Origin of the sequence: Archangium primigenium (assembly GCF_016904885.1) — a bacterium.
In the GTDB taxonomy this organism is placed as follows: Bacteria; Myxococcota; Myxococcia; order Myxococcales; family Myxococcaceae; genus Cystobacter; species Cystobacter primigenius.
Window position 1 is genome coordinate 2,908,502 of the sequence record NZ_JADWYI010000001.1, and the last position, 13,265, is coordinate 2,921,766.

Sequence of the window (13,265 nt, forward strand, 5' to 3'; positions counted from 1 at the left end):
TGCACGGACGCATCGAGCGTCGCCCCCCTCTGACGGAGGCTGTCGAGGCGTGCGCACGGTTCACCGCGAGCGTATCGCCGCGCTGAACGCCCCGCGCCGCGCGCCCTCCCTCACGCCCTCTCTTGCCGTCACCCCCGAGCCCTCTCCGGCGGACCTCGTCTCCTACCTCGTGGGGGCCTACGCCTTCGCCGCCCTCTACGCCTACGGGGTCCTCGACGGCCTCGTCCTCACTCCTCGCGCCCCCGCGCCCTAGTTCACCTTCACGGTGACGGCCGTGGAGGTGGTGACGTTGCCCGCGGCGTCGTACGCCTTGGCCGTGAGGGTGTGGTTGCCCTTGGTCGCGGAGAGCAGGTTCCAGCTGTAACTGTAGGGCGCCGAGGTGTCCGTCCCCAGGACCTTGGTGCCGTCGTAGAACACCACCTGGGTGACGCCCACGTTGTCGCTCGCGCTCGCCTGGAGGGTGGCGCTCAGGAAGAGGGAGGCCCCGTTGGCCGGCGAGGTGATGGCCACGGTGGGCGCGCTGTTGTCCACCAAGACCGCGACGCCAGCGGAGACGGTGACGTTGCCCGCGGCGTCGTAGGCCCGCGTCGTCAGGGTCACCGACCCGTTGACCGTGGCCGTCGTGTCCCAGCTCACCTCATACGGTGCGCTGGTGTCCGTTCCCAGCAATGTGGGGCCAGCGTAGAACTCGACCCGGTCCACGCCCTGGGCGTCGCTGGCGGTGGCGCTGAGCAGTACCGTGCCTCGGAGCCGGGCATTCTGCGCCGGAGCAGCCAGGGCGGTCGTGGGCGCGGTGTTGTCCACGGTCACCCCCACCGCGGCGGAGGTGCTCGTGTTGCCAGCACGGTCCACGGCCTTCACCGTGAGGGTCCGGGTTCCCTCCGTCCCGCCCGTCGTGTTCCAGCTCACCGCGTAGGGCGCCTGGGTGTCCGTGCCCACGAGCGACGTGCCGTCGTAGAACTCCACCCGCTCCACTCCCTGGTTGTCGCTGGCGTTGGCCGTGAGCTCGACCATGCCGCGCAGGAAGGCGCCCGGCGAGGGCGAGGTGAGCGCCGCGACCGGCGAGAGCCTGTCGGTCCGCACCACGACTCCGACCGAGCTCGAGACGTTGCCCAGGGCATCGGAGGCCTGGGCGCTGAGCGTGTGGGCACCGTCCGCCGCGGCGGCGCTGTTCCAGCTCGCCTCGTAGGGCGCGCTGGAGTCCGTGCGCAGCAGAATCCCATCGACATAGAAGGAGACGGAGGAGACCCCGGCGCCATCCGTGGCGGATGCCTGGAGGGACACCAGGCCATTCACCCAGGCCTCCGGGGCCGGGGAGGTGATGGCCACGGCCGGACCCGCGTTGTCGACCGTCACGCTCACCGTGGACGTGGCGGTGTTGCCGTAGACATCGGTCGCGCGGGCGCTCAGGGCATGCGCGCCATCCGCCACCGTCCGGGTGCTCCAGGAGAAGTGGTAGGGCGAGGAGGAAACGCTCCCGAGCAGGACCCCATCCACGAGGAACTCCACCCGGGACACCCCGGACCCATCGGAGGCACTCGCCGAGAGCGTCACGGTCCCGCCGAGCCTCGCCCCGCTCGCGGGGGCGGTGAGCGAGACGGACGGGGGGTTGAGCTCGACCGTCACGTGCACCCGCACCGGCGCGGAGACGCCCACGTTGCCGGCGGCGTCGTAGGCCCGCGCGGTCAGGTCCGTCCAGGAGGGGCCGGTGATCTTCGTGTCACAGGTGCACGTGTAGGGCGCGGTGGCGTCGGAGCCAATCAGCCGGTCGCCGGAATAGAACTCGACGAGGGTGATGCCCTCCGGGTCCGTGGCCTCGGCGGCGAAGTCCACCACCCGCGTCAACCGCTCCCCGGGCGAGGGCGCGGTGAGGGTGACTCCCGGCACCGACAGGTCGTTGGAGGCCGTCACCGTCACCGGCGGCGAGGGGGTCGCGTTGCCCGCCAGATCGCGGGCCCGGGCCGTCAACACGCGGGCGCCGTTGGGGCCCTGGCGGCTGTTCCAGCTCACGCTGAACGGGGCCTGGGTGTCCGTGCCGATCAGCGTGTCTCCGTCATAGAAGTCCACGGCCGCCACGCCGAAGTTGTCGCTCGCCACGGCCGTCAGCGTGACGGTGCGGGTCACCGCCGCGCCCTCCGCCGGAGCGGTGAGCACGACGCCGTGCGGGGGCACGGTGTCCGCCTCCTGGCCCACCGCGAAGACCAGGTCGTCGCGATCCGTCCGGTTGCCCGTCTGGCACGTCCCGGGGCTGATGTCTCCGGTGGACAGGAAGCGCGCGCGCACCGCCTGCGAGGCGCCGGCGGGCAGGACATACTCCGCCGAGAGCGTCTGCGCGCCCTCGCCCGCGGGCTGGAGGGTGGTGAGGTGCGTCCACGCCCCTCCCGGTGCCGCCTCCGCCATGTAATACAGGTCCAGCCTGTCGCCGGGGGCGTAGCCGCTCCACACATCCGCCACGATCCGCACGCGCTTGCCGACGGCCAGGAGGGTGCCGTCCTCCCGGATGACCCGGATCCGGTCCACCCGTCGGCGGCTCGAATCCACATCCCTGCCATCGACGCAGCCATCCAGCGTGTTGGGTGAGTTGCGCTCGGAGCCCCCGATCTCGCGGAGCAGATCCCGGCTGTCACAGTTCGCCACCACGGCGTCGCACCGGGGGACCTTCAGCACCGGATCGTAGCGCACGCTGCCCGGGTTGTTCGTGATCACGGTGATGCGCGTGCTGTGGGTGGAGTTGCCCGATACGTCCAGGGCCTCGCTCAACAGCTCGTGGCTTCCGTTGGACAGCTCCGCCGAGTCCCAGGTGACGGAGTACGGCGGCGTCGTGTCGATGCCGGCCAGCACCCCCCTCGCGTAGAACGACACCTGCGCGATGCCCAGGTTGTCGCTCGCGGTCGCCTCGAGGGTGACGAGTCCCGTGAGGACCGCCCCGTCCATGTGCGAGGTGATCGTGGTGGTGGGGGCGACGTAGTCGTTGTTCACGAGCACGTTCACCGTGCTCGGGGGCGCGGCGTTGCCGCCCGCGTCGTGGGCCGTCACCTTGAGGACATGCGGCCCGTTGTTCACGCCGTTGGGCCCCGTCGGGGCCCCCACGCGCGAGTTCCAGCTCACGGTGTAGGGCGGCGTGGACGTGCTCCCGATGTAGACGTCATCCACGTAGAACGAGACGTACACCGTGCCCCGGTCATCGCTGGCCTGGGCCTGGAGCGAGACCGTTCCGCTCACGGTCGCGCCCGTCCCGGGCGTGACGAACGCCACCTGTGGCGCCACGAGATCATTGTCGACCAGGACGTGGACCGGGGCGGTGCTCGAGACGTTGCCCGCCTGGTCATACGCCCGTGCGGTGAGGGTGTGGGGCCCGTTGGACGCCGTCCGGGTCGCCCAGCTCAGGACAGAGGGGGCGCGGGTGGCGCTGCCCAGCAGGGTGGTGCCGTCATACAGCTCCACCCGGCTCACGCCGAAGTCGTCACCCGCCGTCACGTGGACGTTGACGGTGTTCACGAGCGTGGCGCCCTCCACGGGTGAGGTGAGGGCCACCGAGGGCGGCGTGGCGTCCGTCTCCTGGCCCACCGCGATGACGAGGTCATCATGGTCGTAGGCGGAGGTGCTGTAGGTGGGCTGGAGGCAGGGCACGGGCGGGGTGGCGCGGCCATTCGTGCGGGACACACCCCGGAGGGCGTGCCGCGTCCCGGCGGGTATCAGGTACCGGGACGTGAGGGTGAAGGTTCCCATCTCACTGGGCGGAAACACGGTGTCCACCCACGTCCAGGAGGGGTTGCCCGGGTCGGCCGCGACATAGAGATCCAGGGCCTGGTTGGAGGCGGCCCCATTCGTCGTCACCGTGGCCTCGACCTGGACCTCCTTGCCCGCGGCGAACGCGGTGCCATCACTCCGCGAGACCACGAGCCGATCCAGCGACGCGATGTAGCCCGCGGTCCCCGTCGTGCCATCCGCACAGGAGCCCCCCACGGTGTTGGGCTGATGGGGCTCGGGGCCGAAGGAACCCCGTCCCACCAGCAGGCCCACCGAGTCACACCGGCTGCCCACGGTCGCGCACGCGGGCGCTGCCCACGTGGTGTCGAACGTCGCGGCGCCCTCTCCTGGCTCCAGGGCCTGTCGCCGGACCCCCGTGTCAGGCTCCCGGGCCTGTCCGGACAGCGGCTCCTCTCCGGGAGCGGGTTCACAGGCGGCGAGGACGAGTCCGGCCGCGAGCAGGGTCATCAAGGGTCGCATGGTCTTCCTCTCGGAAAGGACCCCCATCGTTTCCTGGAACATTGAATAATTCCAGTAATATCGGATTAATCCGAGTATGGGTGCGGAGGCGCCTGGTCCCCGACGTCGATGGCCTCGAGGGGGACCTCTTCACCGAGGACCTCCGAGTGATGTGCGGACCGCGCGGGCGTAACCGGTGGCGGCGCCAAGATTCAGAGGCGTGGTGGTGGGACGGCCCGCCTTGACCCCGTGGGCTCAGGGCCTGGCGCCGTGGAGCAGCCCGTTCACCAGCACGTCGAGCCCCCAGCGGAAGCGCTGCAAACCCTCTCCGGAGACGAGCTCGGCGCCGAGCTGCGCGAGGTGGGGATGCACGGACGCATCGAGCGTCGCCACCCTCTGGCGGAGGCTGTCGAGATCCGCGTCATTGTTGCGTCCGGCGTGCTCCACGGCGGTGGCGACCACGTAGGCGAGCACGATGTCGACCCCCCACGCGGCGGCTCTCGCGTCCGCGCCGCCCGCGAGCAACAACCCAGCGATCGTGTCGAGGAGCCGGATCGAGTTCGGCTCCATGACGAGGTTCGTCATCGTCATGCGCGCGATCTCGGGATAGCGCATCAGCACCGCGAGGAACGCCTCCGCCACGTGCGCGAGGTCCGCGCGCCAGTTCGGTCCGGGCTTCGGCGTGGGGAGTTCGGCCAGCAGCGCGTCGAGCAGCTGGGCGTGCAGGTCTTGCGTGTCACGCACGTAGACGTAGAGCGACGCCGGTCCCGTCTCGAGCACCTCGGCGATCCGGCGCATCGTCACCTTCCGCAGTCCGTCCTCCTTCAAGAGGGTGAGCGCGGCCTTCACCACCGCCTCGCGGCTCAACGGTGATTTCGCCGGGCGCTCCCGCCGGCTGATGGGTTTGCGTTGCATGTGCCCGAAATTACACCTGTTTTCGGGAGCGGGTATGAACATGTTCTTGACGAACTTGATCGTGACGAACGTGTTCGTTAGCTTGAAGTCATCATGAACGAACATGTTCGTATCGCCATCGTCGGGGCCGGATTGAGTGGGCTCACGCTCGCGCGGGTGCTGCACGTGCACGGCATCGCGTCCACGCTCTTCGAGCTTGAGGCCTCGCCCACGGCGCGGTCTCAGGGCGGTCAGCTCGACATCCATGAGGACACCGGCCAGGAGGCGCTGCGCGCGGCGGGGCTGCACGACGCGTTCCTGCGCCTCGTGCACACCGGTGCGCAGGCCACGCGGGTCCTGGACCGCGACGGCGTGCTGCTGCACGCGTCGGTCGACGACGGCACCGGTGGCCGCCCGGAGGTCGATCGCGGTCAGCTCCGGCGGCTGCTCCTCGACTCTCTGCCCGAGGGCCTCATCCGCTGGGGCATGAAGCTCGTCGACGCGCGGGCACTCGGGGACGGACGGCACGCGCTGCGCTTCGCCGACGGTTCCACGGTGACCTGCGATCTGCTCGTGGGCGGTGACGGCGCGTGGTCGCGCATCCGGCCGCTCGTGTCCGACGTGAAGCCGGCGTACACGGGCATCAGCTTCGTCGAGTGCTACGTCCCCGACGCGGCGGTGAAGCAGCCGGAGTACGCGAGAGTCGTCGGCGACGGCGCGCTCATGGCGCTGGCGCCCGACCAGGGCTTGCTCGGGCACAAGGAGAACAATGGGAGCCTGCACATCTACGCCGCCGTCCGCGCGCCGGAGTCCTGGTTGCCGAGCCTCGACTTCACCGACGTGCCCGCGGCCAGGCGGGCCCTGCTGGCGAAGTTCGAGGGCTGGGCGCCGGAGCTTCGCGCGCTCGTCGAGCACGCCGAGGGCGCGCTCGTGCCGCGACACCTCCACGCGCTGCCCGTCGGCCATCGGTGGGAGCCCACGCCCGGTGTCACGCTCCTGGGCGATGCCGCGCACCTCATGTCGCCCTTCGCCGGAGAAGGCGCGAACCTGGCGATGTTCGACGGCGCGGAGCTCGGCAAGGCGCTGGTGAAGCACGGGGGCGAGGTCGAGAGGGCAGTGCGGGAGTACGAAGCCGCGATGTTCCCGCGCAGTGCGAAGTCGGCCCAGGACTCAGCCGACGGGCTCGAGCTGTGCTTCGGCGCGCGGTCCCCCCATGCGGTGGTGGCGTTCTTCTCGGGCACGTGAGCCTTCCGCAAGGGGCCTTTCGGCTTCTCGCCTGCTCAAGGCCTGGGACCACTCGGCTTCTTTCCGGGAAGAACGCTTTTTCTACTCCTTGAACTCCCGGTTCTCCGCCTCATTGGACTCAAGCTCCATGCGGCGCTCCCGTGCGGGCCCCCGGGCTCGGCACGCTCCTTGGATTCTCCCCAGGAATCCAAGGAGGGACGTTCCATGCAGGTCATCCCGTGGTCGGTGGTGGTGGTGTGTCTGTTCTGCGCCTGTACTCCAATGGAGCGCACCTCGAGCGAACCCGAGGCGCCTCCCCTCGCTCCAGGCGAGTCCCCGGCGCCGGAGCCGAGGGGGCCCGATGCCTCCGTCCCCGCCACGCCATCCGAGCCGACGCGGCCCGAGCAGGACACGCCCCCGCCACCCTGGACGCCTGCCTGGACTGGACCGCAGTCGCAGGTGGAGAACTTCGAGCTCTCCTTCGACGAGACCACGTGGAGGCTCGTCAACGACCCGAGCACCTCGGAGGACTATGCACCCGGCCGCTTCAAGGCGCGGGGGGTGGAGTACGCGGTGGGGATGCGCCTGCGCGGCGATCAGGCCTTCTTCCACCCGAAGAAGAGCTGGAAGGTGGAGTTGCCCGAGGGCCAGAAGCTCGATGGCGCCCGTCACCTCAACTTCCTCGCCGAGTGGCTCGACGCGGGCCTGCTCACGGACGCCTTCTCCTACGAACTGATGCACGTGGCGGGCGCCCACGCACCGCGGGCGCGCTACGTCACCCTCACGGTGAATGGCCGGTTCGAGGGGGTCTTCATGCTGGTGGAGCAGGTCGACAAGTCCTTCTTGAAGGCGCACGGCCTGCCCTCCGACTCGAGCATCTACCGGTGCGGCAGCAAGGACTGCGAGATGCGGCTCACCCCGAAGGCGCACTACCAGTCCCCCTGGGACAAGAAGACCCAGGAGGACCTGCCGTGGGATGACCTGAACACGTTCCTCTGGAAGATCTCCCGCACGCCCGAGCACGAGTTCGAGGCCTTCCTCCGCGAGCACCTCGATCTGGACGCGTACCTGCGCTACCTCGCCGTGGGCGCGTTGATCAGCATCAGCGGGATCGACGACTCGGGCAGCTACCTGGTGCGCGATCCGAAGCAGGGCCGGTGGCTCTACGTTCCCTGGGATTTGAACAACAGCAAGCTGCTGTACTACCGCTACGAGCCGGTCGGCACGGATCCGAGCGTGAAGCTGCCCTTGCCCGCCTATACCGCCTACGACACGCGGCAGGAGCGCATCTACCAGTACAAGGAGGAGAAGTACGGGGGGGCGCACCTGCCCTTCAGTGTCCTGAACCAGCGCATCTGGGATTGTCCCGCCCTGCGCGCGCGGGTGCTCGACACCATCGAGACGTTGATGGCCACCGTCTTCACCGAGGAGGCCACGACCCGGCGCATCGATGAGGAGCATGCGCTCATCCGCGACCTGCTGCCCAAGGACCCGTATGTCGTGCTCCCGGCGGCGCGCTATGCGCCGGAGTACCTCAAGCGGTACGTCACGCGCCGGCGGGCCTTCATCCAGCAGCAGCTCCCCTTGGAGCGGCACCGGGGGGAGGGTGGGGTGGTCATCAACGCCTTTGGCATCCTTCCGGGCGCGGCGGTCGACGCCCAGGGACGCGCGGCGGGCTACATCGAGCTCTACAACCGAGAGGACACCCCCGTGGCGTTGGGCGGGATGACCTTCACGGACGACCTGAGCCGCCAGTTCAAGCACCGGCTGCCCAAGACCCTGGTGGTGCCCGCGCATGGGACGCTGCGACTGGTGGCGGATGGCGCTGCCCAGGCGGGCGCGGAGCACCTGCCCTTCAAGCTCTCCACGCAGGGCGGCGAGCTGGGGCTCTTCGACGGTCAGCGGATGACGGGCGTGGTGGACCTCACCTTCCATGCGCCACTGTCCCCGGGCCAGGCCTATGGGCGCCTGCCGGATGGGGCGGAGGCCTGGGGCTGGCACGAGGCGCGGTGAGAAGGGAGGGGCGGAAACCTATTCCTTCACGCTCGTGGGCAGTCGCTTCTTCTCGACGATGGGCACGTAGCACCGGCCCTCCTGCTCGTAGAAGTCGCCGCAGGGCGGACGCTGTTCGAGTCGAGCCCAGCATGCGTCGCTGAGCGCCAGGTTGGGCTCCTCGCATGGCGGCGCCGCCTGGCCCTTCATCCGCTGGCGAGGCATCTTCTTCGCCACCACCCCGGCGTCTCCCTGGCGGGTGATGAGCCACTCCGGCACCTCCGAGTCCTCCACCTTCCGTTCCGCTCGCGGCTCCGGTCCGCCGCTGAGCGTGAGGACAGATGCCGCGCCGGGCGCGTCCTCCGCCATCTCCCTCGAGTGGGTGCGACCCGAGGCAGCACACGCACGGCCAGGAGCACGGGGAGCATGGAGCCCAGCTCCCGCGCGCATTCAACGGAGAAGAGGACAAGCCCCAGCCTGCCGAGCCCGTGGCGCCTGGCGCTGATGAAGACGCGAGCCCACTCCCCCCTTTTCCTTGGAGTCATGTTGGTGGCGTGACGTATCGCGTAGTGTGCGTGCGCGTCCACTGGGCTTGAGCCGCTGACGTGACTCTCCCGCACTTGTGGCATCGCGGACGACCTGTGGGTTCCTGGTGTTTCCGCGCACGGGTCCGCTTCTTGCGGTCGCGCCGGGTGGTGCCGGTTTTTAAGATGACCGGGCGATGATCAACCACGAGTTGCTAGAGGCCTACCTGGGCCGTCAGGCCACCTTCGAGGCGCTGGGCCAGGCCCTGCATGCGCGCTTGAAGGACGTGCTCTCGAGCGGTGGGGTCGAGGTGCACGCCGTGAGCTACCGGGTGAAGGACCTCAAGAGCCTCGCCCACAAGCTGGGCCGACCCGACAAGACCTACCAGCGCCTGGAGGACATCACCGACCTCATCGGGCTCCGGGTCATCACCTACTTCGATGACTCCGTCGACCACGTGGACGGTCTCATCAAGGCGAACTTCCGCGTGGACTCCAGCCGTTCGGAGGACAAGCGGCGGCGGCATGATCCCCACAGCTTCGGCTACGTCTCCCTGCACAGCATCTGCCACCCTCCCGCGGATCTGCTGGAGGCGCACCCGGAGTGGGACTGGCCGTTCGAGATTCAAATCCGCACCATCCTCCAGCATGCCTGGGCCGAGATCGAACACGACCTGGGCTACAAATCCGCCGAGTCGATTCCCATCCCCCTGCGCCGGCGCTTCTCACGCCTCGCGGGGCTGCTGGAGCTCGCGGACAGCGAGTTCGTCGAGCTCCAGCGCGCCCTGAAGGACTACACGCGCAAGGTGGCCCAGCAGGCGACGCTCGCGCCCGATGCCCTCGAACTCGACACGGTGTTGTTGCAGTCCCTCACGGAGAAGGGCCCCGTGGCCGAGCTGGACCTGAAGCTGGCGCAATGGTCGCGCAAGCCCCTGAGCCCGACGCCCTTCTACCCCGCCTACGTGACGCGGATGCTGCGCCAGGTGAACCTCGGCAACCCGTCCGGCATCCTGACCCGCCTGGAGGAGTTCGCCCCGCGGCTGCATGCCTTCGCGGAGCGCTACTTCCGCTTCACCACGGAGGCCTGGGGCTTTGGCATCGAGAAGCTCCACAGCGTGCAGCGCGGCTACAGCCTGCTCTTGCTCGCCCACTGGCAGGCGCTCCATCAGGCCGAGCAGGACGCCCACCGGCTGGAGAACATGAAGGGCTTCTACCAACAGATCGATCACCCGCATGACGAGGCGGAGGCGCGCCGCATCGCCCGCCTGTTCGTCAACTGCTTCGTCGGCTGGTAGCCACGATCCGAATTCGAGCAAGACCGCCAAATCCTAAAAAACCAGTGATAGGCTCCAAGGCCGTCATCAGCACCGCCCGTCTGGGCGGAAGGAGCCAGGAATGCGTCTGCCTCGAGGTTTCGAGAATCTTCTCCGTGCGGCCGTCTTCATCGTCGCGCTGCCCTTCGCGCAGGCCCGGGAGACGACGACCGACGTGTGCGCTCCGGCCCAGGCGTCCGTGGGACCCGCGCCGACCTGTCGGCCGCCGACCCAGGGCAGCCTGGCCTGCGTGCAGAGCTGCGTGATCAGCGGGTACTCCGACTGTGGCTACTGCAATACGGTGTGCCCCGCGCCGACCTGTCGGCCGCCAACCCAGGGCGGGCTGACGTGCCTGCAGAGTTGCATGAACAGCGGGTACGCCAGCTGCGACTACTGCAACACCCCGTGTCCTCCGCCGACCTGCCGGACGCCGAACCAGGGCGGGTTGACCTGCGTGCAGAGCTGCATGAACAGCGGGTACTCCGACTGCGGCTACTGCAATACGGTGTGCCCCACGCCGACCTGCCGGCCCGCCAACATGGCCGGGTTGTCGTGCGCGCAGCTCTGCATCCTCAACGGCTACCCCAGCTGTGATTTCTGCTCCACGCCGTGTCCCGCCGGAGCGTCCCTCCAGGACACGGAAGTGTCCGCGGCACCCCTCTGCCAGTAGTCCCCGCTGGCCTCCGGGCTCGTGACGGGTCATGAACCCGCTCCGGTCATGACCCACGAGTTCCTCGTGCTGTCGGTGTTGTTCCTCGTGCCCGGGGCGCTGTTCGCCTGGGCCCGGCCGGACCTGCGCGGGTTGATGGCGCGCTCGGTGCTGTTCGCGCTTCCGTTCGCGACGACCGAGTGGCTCTTCTACCCGGCGTACTGGACGCCGCGCTTCCTGTTCGACCTGGCGGACCACCTCGGCTTCGGCATCGAGGACGTGCTGTTCGTGGCGGGGCTCGCGGCGTTCGCCTCCACGGGCTACGCGGTGGTGTTCCGGCGGGCGGTGGTGTCCCGAGGCCAGCGCGTGCGGCCCGTGTGGCGGGCGGTGGGCGCGCTGGGCGGCGTGCTGGGGCTGGCGGGGGTCGCGCACGCCCTGCGGGTGCCCATCCTGTACGCCTCGGTGGGGGCCATGGTCGTGGGCGCCGGGGCGCTCCTGGGCGTTCGCCGGGATCTGCTCGGGCCGGGGCTGCTCGGGGGGCTCGTGTCGGTGGCCATCTATCTGGTGCTCTGCCTGGTGTTCGCGCGGCTGGTGCCCGGGGTGTTCGAGCGCACGTGGCGGCCGAGCCTGCTGCTCGCGGGCCGGTTCCTGGGCGTGCCCTGGGATGAACTCTTGTACGGCTTTGGCGCGGGGGTGGCCGCCACGGCGTTTCCCGCCTGGGCCTTCGGACTGGGGTTCGTGCCCCGTGCGCGCGAGGCGCTTCCCGCCAGGACGTGAAGCGTGTAAGCCGATGTGGCCATGGCCTCTCCTGATTCCCCTTCTGGGTCGGACCCCCGCGCCGAGGAGGCGCCTGTCCCCGCCGCTCCCAGCGCGCTCGCCGGGTGGTGGCTGCTGGGGGCGGGGCTGGGGCTCGCGCTGGTGTCCAACGCCTTCACGCCGGTGAACGCGGACCTGGGCTGGACGCTCGCCTTCGCCCGGAAGCTGGCGGCCACGGGCGTCTTTCCTCGCGTGAACGAGGAGTCCTTCACCGAGCCCACCCATCCCCTCGTCATGTACCAGTGGGCCTTCAACGTCCTGCTGTACGGGCTGCACGAGCGCTGGGGCGCTGGGGGCGTCATCGCCGCCAAGTGGGGGTGGATGGCGCTCACCGTGGGGGGGCTGACCGCGAGCATCCGCGCGGTGAGCCGCAGCGCGCTGGTGCAACTGGTGGTGCTGCTGTTCGCCGTGCACTGCATGTGGATGAGCTTCGAGCTGGTCCGCGCGCAGCTCGTCAGCTTCGCGCTGATCGCCCTGGTGGTGTACGCGGGGGTCTCGGGCCGACGCTGGGCGCTGTGGCTCGCCGCGCCGCTGACGGGCCTGTCCGCCAACTTCCATGGAGGCTTCCTCGCGGGCTGGGGTCTGCTCGCGGGCCTGTGCGTCACGCGCATGCTCGAGGCGAGGCTGGGCTGGAGCGGTGACGCCCGGCGTCCGCACTGGAGCGAGTGGACGGTGTTGCCGGGGGTCGCGGCGCTGTCCGCGTGTCTGACGCCCTATGGGCCCCGGCTCGTGCTGGAAACCCTTCGGCTGTCGGGAGATCCCGCCCGGCTGTTGGATCGGGAGTGGATTCCCCTTTGGTACGTGCACCTCCTGGTCCCCACGGAGAAGGTGGCGCTCGGGTTGCTGGCGGTGACCGGGCTCCTGGCGCTCGCCTTCCTGCCCCGACGGCGCCTGGGGTTGTGGCTGCTGCTCGTGCTGGCGGTGGGCACGAGCCTGTCGGCGAGCCGGCACCTGCGCATGGCGCCGCTGCTGCTCGCGCCCGTGGTGGCGGTGTCGCTCGAGGCGATGTTCGCGCGGATGAAGTCCTTGCGGCTCGAGCGCCTCGACGCGCTGGCGGTGAAGCTCGCGGGGGTGCTCGCGGTGGGGTTCCTGGCGCTGTGGGGCCTGCGCGTGCCCGAGGCGTTGAGCTTCATCGAGTGGCCCTTTCGCAACCCCTCCAACGCCATCGCCGTGTTGCGGCTCAATGGCCTGTCGGGCCGGCTGTGGAACGACTTCGACTGGGGCGGGTTGCTGTTGTGGGCGGCGCCGGACTCGCGCATCGCCTGCGATGGCCGCCACGTCATGGCCTATTCGGGCCAGATGATCTCCACGAACATCCGCATGGGCGTGGACGGGGTGGATCCCCTGGTGACGCTGGAGCGCTACGGCACGGAGTTGGTGCTGCTGCGGCGGGACGATCCCGCCCTCCCGCGGGTGGTGACTCGCTTCAAGCCCCTGTTCTGCGACGAGGATGCCTGCCTGCTGTCCCGTCGTCCCGAGGACATCGCCCTGCGCGAGTCGGGTCGGCTGCGGCTTCCCGAGAACTATGTGTTCGTGGGCGACTACTTCAAGTCGGCCCGTGGCCCCGATGCCGCCTGGGACACGAGCGTCCAGAAAGCGGCGTCCCGTCCGGTTTCACCTGCGTTCCGGGCCGGACTCTGATCC

10 protein-coding genes are annotated in these 13,265 nt (G+C 69.6%); 7 read left to right on the forward strand and 3 right to left on the reverse strand.

Annotated features, from left to right (window positions below; all coding sequences use genetic code 11):
- Positions 1-49: 49 nt before the first annotated feature.
- Positions 50-253 (forward strand): hypothetical protein, encoded by a 204-nt coding sequence (locus tag I3V78_RS12410; protein WP_204496966.1) that lies wholly within the window; start codon positions 50-52, stop codon positions 251-253.
- Here I3V78_RS12410 and I3V78_RS12415 read toward each other — a convergent pair.
- Both I3V78_RS12415 and I3V78_RS12420 read right to left on the reverse strand, forming a co-directional pair.
- Positions 250-4,230, reverse strand: coding sequence for an Ig-like domain-containing protein (locus I3V78_RS12415; protein WP_204487384.1), 3,981 nt, complete (start codon positions 4,228-4,230; stop codon positions 250-252). The genes I3V78_RS12410 and I3V78_RS12415 overlap by 4 nt on opposite strands.
- A 234-nt stretch (positions 4,231-4,464) precedes the next feature.
- Complete coding sequence (locus I3V78_RS12420) at positions 4,465-5,229, reverse strand: TetR/AcrR family transcriptional regulator (protein WP_204487387.1); 765 nt, start codon at positions 5,227-5,229, stop codon at positions 4,465-4,467.
- Here I3V78_RS12420 and I3V78_RS12425 point away from each other — a divergent pair.
- Both I3V78_RS12425 and I3V78_RS12430 read left to right on the forward strand, forming a co-directional pair.
- Positions 5,218-6,348 carry an FAD-dependent oxidoreductase gene (locus I3V78_RS12425; RefSeq protein WP_204487389.1) on the forward strand — a complete coding sequence of 377 codons (1,131 nt, stop codon included), beginning with the start codon at positions 5,218-5,220 and terminating at the stop codon, positions 6,346-6,348. The genes I3V78_RS12420 and I3V78_RS12425 overlap by 12 nt on opposite strands.
- 204 nt (positions 6,349-6,552) lie before the next feature.
- Positions 6,553-8,340, forward strand: coding sequence for a CotH kinase family protein (locus I3V78_RS12430; protein WP_204487397.1), 1,788 nt, complete (start codon positions 6,553-6,555; stop codon positions 8,338-8,340).
- 18 nt (positions 8,341-8,358) lie between these two features.
- On the opposite strand, the gene I3V78_RS12435 is transcribed toward I3V78_RS12430, so the two are convergent.
- The gene (locus I3V78_RS12435; RefSeq protein ID WP_204487400.1) at positions 8,359-8,613 is read right to left on the reverse strand and encodes a hypothetical protein; all 255 of its coding nucleotides are present in this window, start codon (positions 8,611-8,613) and stop codon (positions 8,359-8,361) included.
- A 427-nt stretch (positions 8,614-9,040) separates the two neighbouring features.
- Between I3V78_RS12435 and I3V78_RS12440 the strand changes: the two genes are divergently transcribed.
- The 4 genes from I3V78_RS12440 to I3V78_RS12455 all read left to right on the forward strand — a co-directional run bounded on the left by I3V78_RS12440 (position 9,041) and on the right by I3V78_RS12455 (position 13,262).
- Entirely contained in the window at positions 9,041-10,138 is a 1,098-nt protein-coding gene (locus tag I3V78_RS12440; protein WP_204487402.1) for a hypothetical protein, read from the forward strand.
- Positions 10,139-10,238: 100 nt separating this feature from the next.
- A complete protein-coding gene (locus I3V78_RS12445; RefSeq protein ID WP_204487405.1) occupies positions 10,239-10,826 on the forward strand; it encodes a hypothetical protein in 588 nt (195 codons plus the stop codon).
- Between the two features lie 48 nt (positions 10,827-10,874).
- Entirely contained in the window at positions 10,875-11,582 is a 708-nt protein-coding gene (locus I3V78_RS12450; RefSeq protein WP_204487408.1) for a lycopene cyclase domain-containing protein, read from the forward strand.
- 21 nt (positions 11,583-11,603) lie between these two features.
- A complete protein-coding gene (locus I3V78_RS12455) occupies positions 11,604-13,262 on the forward strand; it encodes a hypothetical protein (RefSeq protein ID WP_204487410.1) in 1,659 nt (552 codons plus the stop codon).
- Positions 13,263-13,265 lie beyond the last annotated feature (3 nt).